This is a genomic window from Leifsonia sp. NPDC058194 (assembly GCF_042883605.1).
Classification (GTDB): Bacteria; Actinomycetota; Actinomycetes; order Actinomycetales; family Microbacteriaceae; genus Leifsonia.
Map to the genome: position 1 here is coordinate 1355702 of NZ_JBHVVL010000001.1, position 17309 is coordinate 1373010.

At 71.0% G+C, this 17309-nt stretch carries 17 protein-coding genes; 9 read left to right on the forward strand and 8 right to left on the reverse strand.

The window, feature by feature from the left end:
• Nucleotides 1-128 precede the first annotated feature (128 nt).
• From ACFVU2_RS06530 to ACFVU2_RS06550, 5 genes are all read left to right on the forward strand, one after another.
• Entirely contained in the window at nucleotides 129-1682 is a 1554-nt protein-coding gene (locus ACFVU2_RS06530; protein WP_387872287.1) for a glycosyltransferase family 2 protein, read from the forward strand.
• The gene (locus tag ACFVU2_RS06535) at nucleotides 1675-3156 is read left to right on the forward strand and encodes a glycoside hydrolase family 26 protein (protein ID WP_387872288.1); all 1482 of its coding nucleotides are present in this window, start codon (nucleotides 1675-1677) and stop codon (nucleotides 3154-3156) included. Before ACFVU2_RS06530 ends, ACFVU2_RS06535 begins: the two co-directional genes overlap by 8 nt.
• Before the next feature lie 29 nt (nucleotides 3157-3185).
• Nucleotides 3186-4589, forward strand: a complete 1404-nt coding sequence (locus tag ACFVU2_RS06540) for a UDP-glucose dehydrogenase family protein (protein WP_387872290.1) — start codon at nucleotides 3186-3188, stop codon at nucleotides 4587-4589.
• A 37-nt stretch (nucleotides 4590-4626) separates the two neighbouring features.
• Nucleotides 4627-5664 (forward strand): UTP--glucose-1-phosphate uridylyltransferase GalU, encoded by a 1038-nt coding sequence (gene galU / locus ACFVU2_RS06545; RefSeq protein WP_387872292.1) that lies wholly within the window; start codon nucleotides 4627-4629, stop codon nucleotides 5662-5664.
• 161 nt (nucleotides 5665-5825) lie between these two features.
• A complete protein-coding gene (locus ACFVU2_RS06550) occupies nucleotides 5826-6500 on the forward strand; it encodes a DUF6518 family protein (RefSeq protein WP_387872293.1) in 675 nt (224 codons plus the stop codon).
• A gap of 26 nt (nucleotides 6501-6526) precedes the next feature.
• On the opposite strand, the gene ACFVU2_RS06555 is transcribed toward ACFVU2_RS06550, so the two are convergent.
• Nucleotides 6527-6835, reverse strand: coding sequence for a hypothetical protein (locus ACFVU2_RS06555; RefSeq protein WP_387872295.1), 309 nt, complete (start codon nucleotides 6833-6835; stop codon nucleotides 6527-6529).
• A gap of 61 nt (nucleotides 6836-6896) precedes the next feature.
• Here ACFVU2_RS06555 and ACFVU2_RS06560 point away from each other — a divergent pair, with 61 nt between their 5' ends.
• Nucleotides 6897-7727: a GNAT family N-acetyltransferase gene (locus ACFVU2_RS06560; protein ID WP_387872297.1), complete on the forward strand. Its 831-nt coding sequence runs from the start codon at nucleotides 6897-6899 to the stop codon at nucleotides 7725-7727.
• Nucleotides 7728-7734: 7 nt separating this feature from the next.
• Here ACFVU2_RS06560 and ACFVU2_RS06565 read toward each other — a convergent pair whose 3' ends face one another.
• A complete protein-coding gene (locus ACFVU2_RS06565) occupies nucleotides 7735-8241 on the reverse strand; it encodes a hypothetical protein (RefSeq protein WP_387872299.1) in 507 nt (168 codons plus the stop codon).
• A 54-nt stretch (nucleotides 8242-8295) separates the two neighbouring features.
• Between ACFVU2_RS06565 and ACFVU2_RS06570 the strand changes: the two genes are divergently transcribed.
• Nucleotides 8296-8895, forward strand: a complete 600-nt coding sequence (locus tag ACFVU2_RS06570; RefSeq protein ID WP_387872301.1) for a TetR-like C-terminal domain-containing protein — start codon at nucleotides 8296-8298, stop codon at nucleotides 8893-8895.
• Between the two features lie 455 nt (nucleotides 8896-9350).
• Here ACFVU2_RS06570 and ACFVU2_RS06575 read toward each other — a convergent pair whose 3' ends face one another.
• From ACFVU2_RS06575 to ACFVU2_RS06585, 3 genes are read right to left on the reverse strand one after another with little or no spacing between them, the layout of a single operon-like run.
• Nucleotides 9351-10424, reverse strand: coding sequence for a threonine aldolase family protein (locus ACFVU2_RS06575; protein WP_387872302.1), 1074 nt, complete (start codon nucleotides 10422-10424; stop codon nucleotides 9351-9353).
• Entirely contained in the window at nucleotides 10421-11104 is a 684-nt protein-coding gene (locus ACFVU2_RS06580) for an SDR family oxidoreductase (protein ID WP_387872304.1), read from the reverse strand. The genes ACFVU2_RS06575 and ACFVU2_RS06580 overlap by 4 nt, the downstream gene beginning before the upstream one ends.
• Nucleotides 11101-12546, reverse strand: a complete 1446-nt coding sequence (locus ACFVU2_RS06585; RefSeq protein ID WP_387872306.1) for a DUF6421 family protein — start codon at nucleotides 12544-12546, stop codon at nucleotides 11101-11103. The genes ACFVU2_RS06580 and ACFVU2_RS06585 overlap by 4 nt, the downstream gene beginning before the upstream one ends.
• A 197-nt stretch (nucleotides 12547-12743) precedes the next feature.
• Here ACFVU2_RS06585 and ACFVU2_RS06590 point away from each other — a divergent pair, with 197 nt between their 5' ends.
• A complete protein-coding gene (locus ACFVU2_RS06590; RefSeq protein WP_387872308.1) occupies nucleotides 12744-13478 on the forward strand; it encodes a DNA alkylation repair protein in 735 nt (244 codons plus the stop codon).
• A 26-nt stretch (nucleotides 13479-13504) separates the two neighbouring features.
• On the opposite strand, the gene ACFVU2_RS06595 is transcribed toward ACFVU2_RS06590, so the two are convergent.
• Nucleotides 13505-14737 carry an MFS transporter gene (locus ACFVU2_RS06595; protein WP_387872310.1) on the reverse strand — a complete coding sequence of 411 codons (1233 nt, stop codon included), beginning with the start codon at nucleotides 14735-14737 and terminating at the stop codon, nucleotides 13505-13507.
• Between the two features lie 113 nt (nucleotides 14738-14850).
• Here ACFVU2_RS06595 and ACFVU2_RS06600 point away from each other — a divergent pair, with 113 nt between their 5' ends.
• Nucleotides 14851-15747 (forward strand): SDR family NAD(P)-dependent oxidoreductase, encoded by an 897-nt coding sequence (locus tag ACFVU2_RS06600; protein ID WP_387872312.1) that lies wholly within the window; start codon nucleotides 14851-14853, stop codon nucleotides 15745-15747.
• A 21-nt stretch (nucleotides 15748-15768) separates the two neighbouring features.
• On the opposite strand, the gene ACFVU2_RS06605 is transcribed toward ACFVU2_RS06600, so the two are convergent.
• Nucleotides 15769-16668, reverse strand: coding sequence for an arginase family protein (locus ACFVU2_RS06605; protein ID WP_387872313.1), 900 nt, complete (start codon nucleotides 16666-16668; stop codon nucleotides 15769-15771).
• Between the two features lie 46 nt (nucleotides 16669-16714).
• Nucleotides 16715-17302: a TetR/AcrR family transcriptional regulator gene (locus tag ACFVU2_RS06610; protein ID WP_387872315.1), complete on the reverse strand. Its 588-nt coding sequence runs from the start codon at nucleotides 17300-17302 to the stop codon at nucleotides 16715-16717.
• Nucleotides 17303-17309 lie beyond the last annotated feature (7 nt).

Here is a 17309-nt window from a genome sequence, read left to right on the forward strand (position 1 = left end):
GCCGACCCGCCCTGTCCACCCCTACTTGCGGGCCATCCCTGAGACCCCGTACAACTTGAGCAACCCGAACAGACCAGATCCCCGCCGTCGTGGATGCCACCCCCCATCTCACAGTGAGAGGTCCGTCCGTGTTCATCTTCCTGCTCCAAATCCGGCACATGCTCGGCGGCCATCCGGAGATCTATCTCTTCGCCGTCTACTCCGCCCTCATCTGGATCATCTGGATCGTGAAGGTCCTGATGTCGCGCCGCTACCGCCCGTACACCGACGACTTCCACGGCACCACGAGCGTGGTCGTCCCGGTCGTCGACGAGCCGCTCGACCTGTTCCGGGACGTGCTCGGCCGCATGGTCGAGCAGCGCCCGGGCGAGATCATCGTCGTCATCAACGGCGCCCCCAATCCCGAGCTCGCCGAGGTGTGCGAGGAGTTCGCGCCGCTCGTCCGCTGGGTGCACACGCCCATCCCGGGCAAGCGCAACGCGGTCATGATCGGCACCAGGATGTCCACCGGCGAGATCACGGTGCTGGTCGACTCCGACACCGTCTGGACGCAGGACACCCTCAACGAGCTGGTCAAGCCGTTCGCCGACCAGCGCGTCGGCGGCGTGACCACCAAGCAGCGCATCCTCGAGCCGGAGCGCAGCTGGATCACCCGCTGGGCGGACTGGCTGGAGAACTCGCGTGCGCTGTACTCGATGCCGGCCCAGAGCGTCGTCGGGCAGATCGGCTGCCTCCCGGGCCGCACCATCGCCTTCCGCCGCTCGATCCTGATGCGCGTCATGGACAAGTTCATGAACGAGAAGTTCCTCGGGGTCTTCCTGGAGGTCTCCGACGACCGCACGCTCACGAACCTCACGCTCAAAGAGGGCTACCGCACGGTCTACCAGCACACGAGCCTCTGCTACACCGATGCCCCGCTGAAGGTGAAGAAGCTCTTCAAGCAGCAGCTCCGCTGGGCGCGCGGCAGCCAGTACAACACGCTCCGGATGCTCCCGTGGATGCTCGGGCACGCCCCCCTGCTGGCCTTCTTCTTCGTGATGGACATCATCCTGCCGTTCGTCCTCGCGGGCGTCCTCGGCGGCTGGGTGTACCGCTCGATCACCGGCCAGGGCTACAACTTCTACGAGGGCTTCCTGCACGAGTACGGCGTCCAGGCGGGCGTCCTGACCGTCGTGGCCCTCATGGTGGCGTCGTCGGTGATCAGCATGTCGATCCGGCAGATCCGGCACCTCTCCGAGAAGCCGAGCGACTTCTTCCGGCTGCCGATCTTCATCATCGTCTCCACCTTCTTCCTCATGCCCATCCGGCTCATCGGCTTCTTCCGCATGGCGCACGCCAGCGGATGGGGCACCCGGGCCGGCGCCTACGCCGGCGGGCCTGCCGAGATCAGCTCCGACGACGAGATCGCCGCGCTCGGCGACGCGACCGGTCCGTCCTCGGAATCGGCCCCCGGGTCCGGTGCGCCGGCCCGTGACCTGCCCGACGCGGTCGGCGGCGTGACGACCGCGACCGCCCTGCAGACCGTTCCCACCGCGACCCGCGCCGAGGCGAAGGCGGCGGAGGCCGCGACCGCCACGGCCACCAAGAAGTCCTCGAAGCGGCGCCGGCTCAACCCGCTCGCCGCCATCCCGTACCTGATCGGCATCGCGATCCTGACCCTGGAGGCTCTGTTCCTTGTCTAGCCCCTCGATCTCCACCAAAGCCTCGGCCTGGTGGTCGCAGTCCCGCTCCCGGGCGCAGGCGACCGCCGCAGCGGCCATCCTCCTCACGGCGACCCTCGTCGGCATCTCGGCCTTCGTCTGGGAGTCGCCGTCCAGCGCTCCGCTCCGCCAGGCCGTGGCCGACGCGGCGGAAGCCGTCACGCCGTACGCCGCGCAGAACACCGAGCTGCGGCGCAACCTCCAGCGCGCGACCCAGACCATCGCCTCCCAGAAGGGCAAGATGACGGCGATGCAGAGTGAGGCCCTCGCCGCGCAGGCGTCGACGGCCAAGCAGCTCGCCACCGCTCAGCAGCAGGCCGCCTCCGCTCAGAGCCAGCTCAACAGCGTGAAGGCGCAGCTCGCCGCGGCCAACGCCAAGTCGGCAGCGGGCTCGAAGGGCTCCGGCAGCAGCGCCTCGGGCTCGGGCTCCGGCTCGTCCGGCTCCGGAGGGGGCACCACGACGCCGATCACCGCTCCGGCCCGTTCCGACCTCGTCTCGCCGACCAGCCGCTACTACGGCATGTACACCGAGCAGGCCCCGTTCAACTGGGCGACCTTCGACGCCACCAGCGCCAAGGTCGGGGTCGCCCCCAACCTCGTCGGCTACTTCAGCGGCTGGGACGAGACCTTCCGCGCCAACGCGGTGACCCGCGCCTGGGCCCAGGGGCGCATGCCGATGATGACGTGGGAGTCGCGGCCGATCAACGCGGGCAACGACTCCAACGTCGCCCCGGAGTACTCCCTGCCGAAGATCATCGGCGGCGACTTCGATGCCTACCTGCACCAGTACGCCAAGGACATCGTGGCGACCGGGCTGCCTCTCGCGATCCGCCTCGACCACGAGATGAACGGCATCTGGTACCCGTGGTCCGAGACCGACGGGCAGGGCAAGTCGATCAACGGCAACAACGTCGGCGACTACGTGAAGATGTGGCGGCACGTCCACGACATCTTCCAGGCCGAGGGCGCGAACGACCTGGTCATCTGGGTGTGGGCGCCGAACATCGTCAACAACCTGCCCGCCACGCACAAGGTCGACGGCTACCTCGAGAACCTCTATCCCGGCGACGGGTACGTCGACTGGGTCGGGCTCTCCGGCTACCTGCGACCGCCCTACAAGGCCGACAACGACTTCAGCTTCGACTACACGTTCAAGCCCAGCCTCGACAAGCTGCGCGCGATCACGAAGAAGCCCATCATCCTGGCCGAAGTCGGCGCCTCCGAGACCGGAGGCGACAAGCCGAAATGGGTGACGTCGTTCTTCGAGGCGCTCGGCAGACCCGAGAACGACGACATCATCGGCTTCTCCTGGTTCAACCTCGCGATCACCACGTATGTCGAGGGCGTCCGCGCCACCAACGACTGGCGCATCGACTCCCGGGCCGACACCCTCTCGGCGTTCATCGCCGGGCTGACGAGACCGGAAGACCGCTTCACCCTCACCCCGGCACCCTGATCTGCTCCACCGCACCGGAAGGACATGACATGACCACCAGCAAGAAGTCCCCGAAGGAGCAGCCCGCTCCCCGTCTCAGCGTCATCGGCACCGGATACCTCGGCGCCACCCATGCGGCGGCCATGGCCGAGCTCGGCTTCGACGTCATCGGCGTCGACACCGACCCGCACAAGGTCGCCGAGCTGAGGGAGGGCCGCGCGCCCTTCTTCGAGCCCGGGCTGCCCGAGCTGATCCGCTCGAACGTGGCGGCCGGCCGCCTCGCCTTCACGACCGACATCGCCGAGGCCGTCGCCACCGCCGATGTGCACTTCATCTGCGTCGGTACGCCGCAGCAGTCCGGCTCCTTCGCCGCCAACCTCGCCTACGTGGAGGCCGCGGCCCGGGGGATCGCCGAGAACCTCACCCACGACGCCGTGATCGTCGGCAAGTCGACCGTCCCGGTCGGCACCGGGGCGCGACTGCGCGCGATCGTGGCCGAGGCCGCCCCGGCCGGCGTGACGGTCGAGCTCGTCTGGAACCCGGAGTTCCTGCGCGAGGGCAAGGCCGTCGACGACACGCTCCACCCGGACCGCCTGGTCTTCGGCGGCACCACGGAGGCCTCCGAAGCGCTGCTCCGTCGCGTCTACGCCACCCCGATCGCGGAGGGCACCCCGGTGCTCGTCGCCGACCTCCCCACCGCGGAGCTCGTGAAGGTCAGCGCCAACGCGTTCCTCGCGACCAAGATCTCGTTCATCAACGCGATCGCGGAGGTGTGCGACGCCGCCGGTGCGGACGTCTCTCTGCTGGCCGACGCTCTCGGGCACGACAAGCGGATCGGGCGGCAGTTCCTGAACGCGGGGCTCGGCTTCGGCGGAGGCTGCCTCCCGAAGGACATCCGCGCGCTCATGCACCGCTCCAACGAGCTGGGTGCGCACGCCGCAGTCGGTCTGCTGCAGCAGGTCGACGAGATCAACATGGGGCGCCGCCAGCGTGTGATCGACCTGGCGCTGAAGGCTCTCGGCGGTTCGGTGCTCAACCGGCGGATCGGCGTCCTCGGGGCCGCCTTCAAGCCGGAGACCGACGACGTCCGCGACTCGCCCGCGCTGAACGTGGCGGCCGCCTTGCACCTGCGCGGCGCGCAGGTCGTCGTCTACGACCCGCAGGCGCGTCAGACAGCGCAGCGGCTCTTTCCGACTCTCGGATACGCCGATTCGATGGACGACGCCGTCACCGGCGCCGACCTCCTCGTCGTGCTCACCGAGTGGGACGAGTTCACCGGTGCCGACCCGGCGGCTCTGCGCGAGCTGGCCGCCGGCCGCACGGTGATCGACGCCCGCAACTGCCTGGACCCGATCACCTGGTCGGCCGCCGGCTGGGAGGTCCTCGCGATGGGGACCGTGCCGGCGCTCGCCCCGCTGGAGCGCGACCTGGCCGCGCTCGCCCCCGTCCGCTAGTCCCGTCACCCTGCTTCATCCGATCGAAGGAACCGACATGACCAGTTACGTCACCAAGGCCGTGATCCCCGCGGCGGGGCTCGGCACCCGCTTCCTCCCGGCCACCAAGGCCATGCCCAAGGAGATGCTCCCCGTGGTGGACAAGCCGGCCATCCAGTACGTCGTCGAGGAGGCCGTCTCCAGCGGTCTGCACGACGTCCTGCTCATCACCGGCCGCAACAAGAACGCGCTCGAGAACCACTTCGATCGCAACACCGAGCTGGAGGACACGCTCGTCCGCAAGGGCGACACCGACAAGCTCCAGAAGGTGAGCCACTCCACCTCCCTCGCCGACATGCACTACGTGCGCCAGGGCGACCCCAAGGGACTCGGCCACGCCGTGCTGCGCGCCAAGATGCACATCGGTCACGAGCCGTTCGCCGTGCTCCTCGGCGACGACATCATCGACGAGCGCGACCCCCTGCTCGCCCGCATGCTCGAGGTGCAGCACGCGCTCAACACGACCGTCGTCGCGCTCATGGAGGTGCCTCCGGAGTCCATCCACCTCTACGGCGCAGCGGCCGTCGTCGAGACGGACGAGGACGACGTGGTGCGCATCACGGGACTGGTCGAGAAGCCGAGCCGCGAGAACGCTCCGTCCAACTACGCGGTGATCGGCCGCTATGTGCTGCGTCCCGAGATCTTCGACATCCTGGAGAAGACCGAGCCGGGCAAGGGCGGCGAGATCCAGCTGACGGACGCCCTGGAGGGTCTGGCCACGGCTCCGTCCTGGACCGGCGGCGTGCACGGCGTCATCTTCCGCGGGCGTCGCTACGACACCGGTGACCGCCTCGACTACATCAAGGCCATCGTGCAGCTGGCCTCGGCGCGCGAGGACCTCGGCCCGGGCCTCGTGCCGTGGCTGCGGGAGTTCGCCGACTCGATCGCGCCGGTGGCTCCCGTCGAGCCGGTCGCGTCTCCCGTCGCAGCACCCGCCCCCGAGCCCGCCCCCGCGGTGCCCGTCCGGCCCGCTGCCAAGCAGACCAAGCCCGCGCCGAAGCGCGAGCGGGAGCTGCTCCCCGTCGCCGGCGCCTGACCCCCTCCGTCCCGCCGCACCGCAGTCCCGAGCGACTGCGGTGCGGCGGGACGTCCGCGGTGCGGCGCCCGACCGCAGACGTCCCGAACCGCAGCAGTCGCGGGCGGATGTCCGTCGTGAGAGGGACGCGTGAGAGGGAGCCGGGTTCGTAGGGTCGGGGTATGACCAGCGCGACACGGCCGGCGGCGGCCCCGGCTCCGGCTCCGGCTCCCGGTGGATGGTCGCCGTGGATCCGCCGGGCGACGAGCGTCGCGGGAGTCGCGATCGTCTCGCTCCTGGTCGGCGGCCTGACCAGCTTCGGCCAGCAATACCTGCCCTCCTGGTTCTCCTCGCTGGCCAACTCCGCCGGAGGGTGGGCGATGCTCGCGTTCGCGATCGTCTGGCTCAGCCGGGCGGGCCCGGCACTCGGCGCGGTGCTCGGGGCGCTCTCGTTCCTCCTGATGGTCGACGGCTACGGCCTGGTCTCGGCCTGGCGCGGGTACTTCTTCGCGGACCCGTTCTCCAGTGTCTGGACGGCGATCGCCCTCGTCGCCGGACCGGTGCTCGGGGCGTGTGCGGCGCTCGTCCGCCACGGCTCCGGACTCCGGGCGGCGATCGCGGCGGTGCCGCTGTCGGCCGTGCTCCTCGGCGAAGGAGTGTGGGCCCTCCTCCGCATCGCCGGCACCACGAGCCCGGTCTACTGGGTCATCGAGATCGTGCTCTCCGTCGTCGTCGTCGCCGTGGCCATCGGTCGCAACCGCCTCACCGTTCGCCAGGCGGCCGCCGTCGTCGGCGCTTCCCTCGTCGCCGCCGCCGTCTACGCCGCGCTCTGGATGCTCCTCGATACGTGGCGGTGAGCGCGCCGCACGCACGGCCGGACGGCTCAGTCCAAGCCGAGCCGCTTGAGTGTGTGCTTCTCGCTGTGGCCGGCGTCGGTCTCGATCTCGTCGACGGCGATCGGGATGTTCGGGCCGACCGCCAGCCAGACGAAGCCGTCGCGGTGCACGAGCGGCACGAGGTCGGTGGTGCCGTCGCGCAGCAGGGTGCGCACGCGCTTGAGCAGGGCGTAGCCCTCGGAGGGCCGCGTCACGTACGTCTTCCGGCGGTAGTGGACGACGTGCGCGACGGTCTTGGCGCTGAGCCCCGCGACCTCGCTGTCGGGAAGGGGGTCGGCGTGCTGCGTGTCGGTCATGGTGCGGACGGTACGCCGTCCTCGGCCCCGCGGGCAGGGGTGCGCCGGGTAGCGTGATCGGATGGAGCTCCCCCTGCCCGCCGCCCTCGACCGCCTCGCCGACCGGGGCTGGCCGGCCCTCGAGCGCGAGGCGCTCGGGCCGTGGGTGCTGCGGGCGGCCGGTGGTGTCACGAATCGGGCGAACTCCGTGCTCGCGATCGGCGACCCCGACCCCGGCCCCGGCTCCGGCTCCGGTTCCGCCGACATCGCGGAGGCGGTGGATGCGGCCGAGCGCTGGTACGCGATGCGTGCCCTTCCCACGGTCTTCCAGGTGAGCCCCGCAGCGTCCGGCGCGCTGGTCCGCGAGCTCGGCAGGCGCGGCTACCGCGAGCACTCCGAGACCGCCGTCCTGGTGGCGGAGCGTGCCGCCGTGGCCGCGACCCTCGGGGTGTCGGCGTCGGGCCATGCCGCCGACGCCCCGGGTGCCGCCTCCGACGTTTCCGTTGCGACGTCGCCGTCGCGCGGCTGGCTCGACACGTGGTGGGCCGTCGATGGACGCGGCGGCGCAGCGGAGCGCGCCACGGTCGAGGGCATCCTCGCGGGCGGTCCCGCACTGTACGCCTGGGCGGGTGCGAGTGCGGATCCGGATGCCGTCGCACGCCTCGCCCTCGCCGACGACTGGGGCGGCCTCTACGCGGTCGCCACCCTCCCGCGCGCACGCCGGCGCGGCCTCGCCCGCAGGCTGGCGGTCGCGCTCGCCGGAGCCTCGGCATCGGCCGGCGTCGAACGGCTCTGGCTGCAGGTCGTCGCCGCCAACGCCCCGGCGCTCGCCCTGTACGAGGGGCTCGGGTTCACACCGGCCTCGCGCTACTCCTACTGGGAGCAGGCGCGCGGTCGGGAGCAGTGGCGCTGATCCCGCGTCACACCGCCGTCGGCCAGACCCGGTCCTCGCCGTCGGCCACGATCGCGACCGCGATGTTGTCCTCGAAGTCGGAGGCCGCCATGACCTGGTGCACGACCCCCTCCACGCCGAACCGCTCCTGGAACCACGCCGACAGCGGGCGCCCGCGCATGCCGCGCCAGCCGAAGAAGACGTTCTGCTTCTTGTCGCGCGTCTTCCACGCCGCCTTCTCGTCCGCACGGATGAGGTCGCGCGGCAGCTCTGCGATGACGGCGTACGCGATGGCGTCGAAGTCCGGTGTCGTGACAGCCGGATCCCAGTAGAGACCGACGAGCAGCCCCGTCCCGGTCCCGCCGGGCAGGGGGATGGCGCGGTAGGCGAGCACCTGCCGTGACGACGCGCTCTGCCAGAGCTCGTGCGCCCGGGCGGCCTGCTTCTTCGCCCCGAACACCCCGCTCTCGGTGCACAGCTCGAGGAACGCCTCGGGCGTGGTGAGCGAGTCCTGGATGGCGGTGAGATCGGTCATGGGTGTCCCCTCGTGGTCGCATGGATGCGGCATTAACCATACGATAGTCAGGTAATGAGCGACACCTCCCCGCCCCCACTGGGACGCCCGCGCAACGCGGCGATCGACGACGCCCTCCATCGGGCGCTCGAGGAGCTCGTCGCCGAGGCGGGCGTGACGAGTGTCACCGTCCACGACCTGATCGGCCGGGCGGGTGTGACGCGCGACGCCTTCTATCGCCGGTACAACTCGCTCGGGCACTTCCTCGTCGCGGTCGCGACCTCGCGCTATCGCGTCGACCCGTCGGAGGACACGGGGTCGCTGCGCGGCGATCTCCGTGTGGTCGTGGCGGACCAGGCGGCGATGTACACCGACGGCGTCTCGCGCGATCTGCTCCCGCTCCTGCTCGACGCGTGCGCACGCGACCGCGTCGTGGCCGACCTCTTCGAGTCGCGCTTCCTCCGATTGCAGCGCGAGTCGACGGCCCGGGTCATCGAGCGAGCCGTCGAGCGCGGCGAGATCCCGCCCGTGGACGACCTGCCGTACGTGCTCGACCTCGTCTACGGTCCGGCGCTCCTGCGGGCGGCGCTCCCAGGAAACGCCCCGCCCGACGACGCGTTCGTCGATCGCGTCGTGAACACCGTGGCGCGTGAGCTCGGAGCCGCTCCTGCCTGACCGGCGCGCGGCTTAACCCACGATGTCGGGCGGTATGGACACTAGGGTTAGTCCACACTGCCCGACATCGTTTCGGGGTTACGGCCGGTGGAGATTCGGGTTTCCCCGACCGCTTCTGAAGACTAGCGGAAAACGCAGCTTCCATGTGGGTCAAATGGAGGACAATTCTTGTACCCCTCTACCCCAATTCGGGGGAGGCGGCCGGTCGGTGTCGCGCCGGGAGGTTCGGTCGATACGACACCGTTAACCTACGATGCCGGGCGACGCGGAGACTAGGGTTCATTCCACGCTGCCCGGCATTCGCTCGGGGTTACGGCCGGTGGATATTCGGGTTCCCCCGGCCGCAGTTCGAGACTACCCGAACTGTCGGCATAATGGAGGACATTTTTGTACCCCGGCCTCACCCCAGAGCGAGGGGCACCGCTGCGAGGGGCACCGCTGCGAGGGGCACCCGATCAGGCGGCGGAGAGCTCCAGCACGAGGGCGGCGACGAAGTCGTCGATGTCCTGCTCCGAGGTGTCGAACGAGCACATCCAGCGCACCTCGTTGCGGGCCGCATCCCAGTCGTAGAACCGGAAGTGACCGCGCAGCCGGTCGGCGACGCCGGCGGGGAGCGTCGCGAAGACGCCGTTCGCCTGGGTCTCCTGGCTGAAGCCGACGCCCTGGATGCTGCCGTCGGCGATGCCGCGCTCGAGCGCCGTCCGCAGCCGGTTCGCCATCGCGTTCGCGTGTCCCGCCGACCGCAGGTACAGGTCGTCGGAGAGCAGGGCGATGAGCTGGGCGGAGATGAACCGCATCTTCGACGCCAGCTGCATGTTCAGCTTGCGCAGGTAGATCAGGCCCTCGGAGGCATCCGGGTTGAGCACGACCACGGCCTCGCCGTAGAGCATGCCGTTCTTGGTGCCGCCGAAGCTGAGCACGTCGACGCCGGCGTCCGTGGTGAAGGCGCGCAGCGGCACGCCCAGGGTGGCGGCCGCGTTCGAGATGCGGGCGCCGTCCATGTGCAGCTTCATGCCGAGCGCGTGCACGTGGTCGGCGATCGCGCGGATCTCCTCGACGGTGTACGCGGTGCCGAGCTCGGTGGTCTGCGTGATCGACACGACCAGCGGCTGTGCGCGGTGCTCGTCGCCCCAGCCCCACGCCTCGCGATCGATGAGCTCGGGAGTGAGCTTGCCGTCGGGCGTCTCGACCGGGAGCAGCTTGAGGCCGCCCACGCGCTCCGGCGCGCCCGCCTCGTCGGTGTTGATGTGGGCCGTCTTCGCGCACACGACGGCGCCCCAGCGGGGCACCATCGACTGCAGTCCGACGACGTTCGCGCCCGTGCCGTTGAACACCGGGAACACCTGGACGCCCTCGCCGAAGTGCTCGGCGAAGACCTCGTGGAGGCGCTCGGTGTAGACGTCCTCGCCGTAGGCGATCTGGTGGCCCTGGTTGGCCGCCGCGATCGCGTCGAGGATCTCGGGGTGCACGCCCGCGTAGTTGTCGGAGGCGAAGCCGCGCAGGTTCAGATCATGGAGTTGTAGCGTCACCCGTCCATCCTCGCAGGATTCGGGGTGAGCGGGATGCGCGTGCCGTTCACCTCGGCGGCCGGGCTCGCCCAGAGGCGCACGACCTCCTCGCCGAGCTGCTCCTCCAGGCCCGCGAGGGTCTTCACGACGAACACGACCGCGGCCGCGTCGGGCGCCTCCTTGCGGAAGCCCTGGGCGACGGCCCGGGTCCACGCGTCGGCCGCCGCCTTCGCCGCGGCGTAGTTCGCGCCTCCCGCGTACGGAGCATCGACGGCCGTCGACGAGACGATCGCGAGCCGCCCCGCGGGGGAGGCGACCAGGTCGTCGTAGAACACCCGCGTCGTGTTGCGCAGGGTGCGGAAGGAGCGCTCCAGCACATCCCAGTCCTCGTCGGTCTGACCGGCGAGGCCGCCGCCGCCGCGCCAGCCGCCGACGAGGTGGATCAGCCCGTCGATCGCGCCGAACTTGAGGTGGATGCGCATCGCCAGCTCGGCGACGGCGTCCCGGTCGGCCAGGTCGCAGACGCGGGTGTCGACGCCGGGGACCGCCGCGGCCAGCGCCTCCAGCACCTCCTCGCGGGTGCCGACGGCGAGGACCGTCGCGCCCGCCGTCGCCAGCGATCGCGCGACGGCCTCGCCGCTGGTGCTGGTCGCTCCCGCGATCAGCACCAGCCGGCCGTGCAGTGGCAGGGCGTCGGTCACTCGTCGTCCGTCGTGCCGGTGATCCCGGCGGTGGACTCGATGACGGCCGCCATCTTCTTGTTCAGTGCCTCGTAGAACATCGACAGCGGGAACTCGTCGTCCAGCACCGCGTCGGTGTAGCCCTTCGGCGCGCCGGCGAGGGTCTCGTCCGGGAGGCCGCGCGCCCAGTTGGAGGCGGGGTGCGGGGTGAGGGTCTGCGTCAGCATCTCGTACGCGGCGAGCCAGTGCGAGACCTTCGGGCGGTCGATCGACCGCCAGTAGAGCTCGTTGATCTGGTCGCTGAGGGCGACCACCACGTCCGGCACGGCCTCCCAGTCGATGGTGAGCCGGGTGTCCGTCCAGTGCAGCACGTCGTGCTGGTGCATCCACGCGAACAGCAGCTGGCCGCCGAGCCCGTCGTAGTTGCGCACGCGGCTGCCGGTGATCGCGAAGCGGAAGATGCGGTCGAAGATCACCGCGTACTGCACCAGGTGGGCGTGGTCGCGGATGGCGCGCTGCGCGTCCGACAGTTCGGCATCCGGGATCGCCGAGAGGGTCCGCTCCAGGCGCACCGACTCGCGGAACGCGGTCAGGTCGCAGCGCAGCTCCTCCAGGGAGTAGAGGAAGAACGGCATCCGCTGCTTGATCATGAACGGGTCGAACGGCAGGTCGCCGCGCATGTGGCTGCGGTCGTGGATGATGTCCCACATCACGAAGGTCTCCTCCGTGAGGTGCTGGTCGTCCAGCATCGCGGCCGCGTCGGCCGGCAGCTCCAGCTTGGTGATCTCGGCGGCGGCGCGCACCACCCGGCGGTACCGGGCGGCCTCGCGGTCCTGGAAGATGGCGCCCCAGGTGAACTGGGGGATCTCGCGCATGGCGACCGTCTCGGGGAACAGTACGGCCGAGTTGGTGTCGTAGCCGGGCGTGAAGTCGACGAAGCGCAGGGCGACGAAGAGCTTGTTGCCGTATTCGCCGGCCTCCAGCTCCGCCACGAACTCCGGCCAGATGACCTCGACGAGCACCGCCTCCACGAGTCGGTTCGCGCTGCCGTTCTGCGTGTACATCGGGAACACGACCAGGTGGCCGAGTCCGTCGACGCGGTGCTGCTGCGGCTGGAACTCGGTGAGGGCGTCGAGGAAGTCGGGGATGCCGAAGCCGTCGTCCGCCCAGCGGGAGAAGTCCCGCTGCAGCGCAGAGAGGTAGGAGGCGTCGTGCGGGAAGAACGGGGCCAGCTCGCCGACCGACGCGATGAGCGTGGCGACGTGGTTCGCGGCGGCCGGGCGGTCGGACTCCTGCTCGACCGAGCCGTCCTTGACCTGCAGCGCCTGCAGTGCGACGGCGGCATCCTTCAGACGGAGCCACGCGGGATGCGTCGCGACCGCGCGCACGGGGAGGGCGTCCTCGACGACCTCGGGTTCTCCGACAATCGCGTTCTGCGTGTAACCGGTTACGGACTGAGACATGTGACGAACCTCCCGTCATCGTTCGGCCGCGGGCGCGCGGCAGGATCGGACGCGCGAAATCGCGCCCTCACCCGAGCCTAACCGTGGATCGCGGACGTTTCTTTGACCGTTTCGGCAGAAAACTGCGCCACGCGCGGCGATCACGCATGATTCGACACCCGCCGCGCGCAGACCGTGCGTTCGCTAGTGTCGGCGGCATGACGATCGACGCGGCAGCGGTGCAGGAGGCGCTCGCCGCGATCGCCGACCCCGCGGACGCCGTCTTCCTCCAGCGCTTCTTCAAGACCGGCCCGGGCGAGTACGGCGAGGGCGACGTCTTCATCGGTGTGCGCGTGCCGCAGACGCGCGCGGTCGCGAAACGGTTCGAGGGTGTGCCGCTGGAGCAGATCGACGTGCTCCTCGACAGCGCGGTCCACGAGCACCGCCTCGCCGGGCTGATCATCCTGAACCGCGCCTTCGAGCGTGCGAGCCGCCCGCGCGGCCGGGACGACGAGGCGCGCGAGCGCATCGCCTCCTTCTACCTCGCCGCCGTGCGCCGCGGGTGCGTGAACAACTGGGACCTCGTCGACTCGTCCGCCGAGTTCGTGCTCGGCGCCTGGCTGTGGGACCGGTCGCGCGGGGTGCTCGACGAGCTGGCCGCGAGCGACGTGCTGTGGGAACGGCGGGTCGCCGTGCTCTCGACGTTCGCGTTCATCCGTCGTGGCGACGCGTCCACGACGCTCGCGCTGGCCGAGCGCCTGCTCGGCGATCGCGAGGATCTCATGCACAAGGCGGTCGGATGGATGCTGCGGGAGGTCGGCAAACGGGTCGACCGTGCCCTTCTCCTCGGCTTCCTCGACGAGCACGCGGCGCAGATGCCGCGCACGATGCTCTCGTACGCCACCGAGCACCTCGATCCCGAGACGCGTGCCCGCTACCGTGCGGCGCGCTGACCGGCGCCCCGATGGGCGCGTCGCCCCTATTCTCCGGAGGTGACCGGAGCCGGGACCGCGCGCGAGACCCGCGGCCGCAGCGCCGGGGCGCTGATGAACGCGGCCGCCATCAGTGCGACGACGAGCCAGAGCGCGCCGAGCAGGCCCGTGGAGTGCGCGACGAGGCCGAGCACAGGAGGGCCGGCCAGGTTGGCGACGTAGCCGATCGAGGCGACGACGCTCACACGGGCCGCCGCGTTGCCGCCGCCCTCGGCCGCGGCGGACATCCCGAGCGGGAAGCCCATCGAGACGCCCACCGCCCAGAGCACGACGCCGACGAGCACCATCCACAGCTCGCCGCCGAGGATGAAGAGGAGCAGTCCCGCGATCCCCAGCGCCGTCGTCCAGCGGATGGTCGCCACACGCCCCAGCCGGTCGACCACCGGTCCGCCGAAGATGCGCGTCGCAGCCTCGCTCGCGGCGAAGATCGTGAAGAACAGGGCGGCGATGGCGGCGGTCTGCCCGTGGTCGTCCTTCACCGAGAGGGTCAGCCAGGTGTTCGCGGAGCCTTCGCCGAGCTCGACGCCCAGCATGACGACGCCGATCACCAGCAGGCGCACGTCCATCCAGCCGCGCAGCCACTGCTTCACGCGCACCGCGACCGGCGGCCGGGCGGGTGCGTCCGCCGTCTCGGGGGCCGCGGCCGGGATGGCGCGCGCCATCGCCAGGGTCACGACGACGACCACGACGCCCAGCGCCATGAACTGCGAGGAGGGGGCGATGCCGAGGGCGGCGCAGGCTGCTCCGATCCCGGAGCCGATCGCAGCTCCCACGGACCAGGCCGCGTGCATCAACGGCATCAGCGTCTTCGCGGCGGCCTGCTCGATCGCCGCGCCCTCGACGTTGATGAGCACGTCGAGTGTGCCGATGCCGAGTCCGACCGTCACGAAGCCGATCGCGACCAGAGGGATCGACTGCAGGAGGAGCGCCCCGCCGAGGAGCACGAGCGAGCCAGCCACCGTGAGAAGGGCGGTCGACACGGCCCAGCGGCCGCCGAGCCTGCCGAGCAGCGGGGTCGAGATGCCGAGGCCGGCGATCGAGCCGACCGTGGAGCACGCGATGAGCACACCGACAGTGGGGGTGTCGATGTTCAGCTCACGCATCAGCTCGGGCAGCCGCGGTCCCCACGTGGCGATAGTCACGCCGCCGAGCCCGAAGGCGGCGGTGATCGCATTGCGCCAGCGGAGCAGGGTGCGGCGGTCGAGAACGGTCTGCGTCATCACAGGGACCTCGGATCGGGACGGGCGGGCAGAAGGTGAAAACCGACCGTCAGTCGGTGTTCTCGTCGATGGTACACGCCGCACCGGCCCCGCCCGCCTGCGATGATGGACGGATGGCGAGAACGGTTCGAGGCGCACGCGTGCTCATCACCGGGGCCGCGTCCGGGATGGGGCGGCTGTACGCGGAGCGCGCCGTGCGCGAAGGCGCCCGGGCCGTGGTCCTCTGGGATCGCGATGCCGCCGCACTGAACGAGCTCACCGACGCGCTGCGCGCCGAGATCCTCACCGGCCGCACCGCCACGGCGTGGGATGCCCCGCCGCGCTCGCCCTCGTCGTCGGCCGGGCGTCCGGAGACCAGCGTGCACCCGTACGTGCTCGACCTCGGCGAGCTCGGGGCCATCGCGCAGAGCGCTCAGGCCGTGCGCCGAGAGCTCGGCGGCATCGACGTGCTGATCAACAACGCGGGCATCGTGCGCGGCAAGTACTTCTGGGAGCACGACAACGGCGCCGACACCCGCCCCACCATGCAGGTCAACGCGCTGGCGCCGATGTACGTCACCCGCGAGTTCCTGACCGGGATGATTGAGAGCCCCCGCGAGGCGCGCATCGTCAACATCGCCTCTGCCGCCGGCACCCTCTCCAACCCCCGGATGAGCGTCTACGCCGCCAGCAAGTGGGCCGTCATCGGCTGGAGCGACAGCATGCGCCTCGAACTGGAGCAGCAGGGCTTCGGTCACGTCAAGGTGACCACCGTCGCGCCGAGCTACATCGACACCGGGATGTTCGAGGGCGCCCGCGGCCCGCTCCTCACCCCGGTCCTGACTCCCGAGTACGTGGTGGACAAGGTGTGGAAGGCCATGCTCGCCGGCCGCCCGCTGCTCATGCTGCCGTGGTCGGTTGGGTTCGCCCGTCTGCTCAAGGGCGTGCTTCCGACGCGGGCGTGGGATGCCGTGGCCGAACGGCTCGGCGTCTACCACTCGATGGACCTGTTCACGGGGCGGCGGCCGTAGGCACGTGTCAGCGGCGCGCCCTCAGCGCAGCGCGCTCCCGAGTGTGGTGAGCGGCGCCGCGAGCAGGTCGACGAGGGCGCGAGCGCAGCGTCCGTCCGGGTCGAGATCCGGGTCGAAGACCGTGATGGAGGCTCCGATCGCCCGGGGTGCCAGCTCCCGCAGCAGCGCGCCCAGCTCGCCGGTGTCGAGACCGCCCGGGTCCGGGCTGTCGACGGCGGGCATCACGTCCGGGTCGAGGATGTCGACGTCGAGCTGCAGCCAGTATCCGGTACCGGCGACAGCGTGGATCCGTGCGGCCGTCGTCGCGGATGCGGTCTGCCGGGCCTCGCGCGCGGAGACGACCGCGCCGAGCAGGTCGCGGGCCTCCGTCGCGCGCTCGTCGTCGTCCCGGTGGCCCAGGTGGGCCGTGCGTCCGGGGGCGAAGTACGGGCCGAGCCCGCCGATGTCGGCGATGGCCGGCCAGTGCAGCCCGACAGCCACGGCGAGGTCCTCGCCGGCGACGCTGGCGCACGCGCCGCTGTTGCCGGGATGCCGGAAGTCGGTGTGGCCGTCGAGGTGGATGAGGCCGGTGCCGCCGCGGCGGGCGAGGGCGACGCCGATCCCGACGAGCACGCTGCAGTCGCCGCCGACGACGACCGGCGCATCCCCGGCGTCGAGGATCGTGCCCACCCGGCCGGCGAGCCGGAGGGCGTGCGCGACGAGGGCGGACTCGTTGCGCACGCGGCCGGGAGGCCGCGTCGCGTCGTCGTCCACGTAGCGGCCGGGCACGATCGCCCCGGCCTCGCGCGCACCGCCCACCCGCAGCAGTTCGAACAGCCCGGCTTCCCGGAGCGCCTCGGGCGCCTTGGAGGCGCCGGGGACGCTCCCGGGCTGCGGCGGGCGCAGGCCCAGGTTCGTCGGCGCCGAGACGAGAGCGAGCATGTCCGACAGCCTGCCAGGGATGCGGCGGCCGGGCGAGACCTGCGCCTTACCGCGCCGCGATCCCGTTCCACAGCTGGTCGAGCGCGGCCTCCACGACGACGTCGGTCGCGTACTCCTCGAGCATCCCCTGCGAGGCGAGCACGGCGACCCCGTGCATGTGGGCGTGGACGACGACCGCGAAGACGCCGGGGTCGCCCTCCCGCACCTCGCCGGCGGCCTGTGCCTCCGCGATCAGGTCGCGGGCGACGAGCATGCCGCGGTAGCCGGTCTCGCGCAGGAGGTCGCTGGCGGCGTCGTCGTGCTTGGTCGTGTACATCAGCTGGAGGAGCTCGGGCCGGTCGGTGGCGAAGGTGACGTAGGCGCGGGCGGTGCGCTCGAAGCGCTGCCGGAAGTTGCCGGCGCTGCCCGCGGCCTCGGCGAGACGGGCGTTCATCGCCTCGAAGCCGTCGAGCGCGAGGGCGTCGAGCAGGGCCTGCTTGTCGCGGAAGTGCCGCGCCGGAGCGCCGTGGCTGACCCCGAGGTCGCGTGCGACCTGCCGTAGCGACAGTCCGTCGACGCCGACCTCGCGCAGCGCGGTCTCGGCCTGCGCGAGCAGCGCGGTGCGCAGGTTGCCATGGTGGTAGGCCGTGCTCATGGCAGCA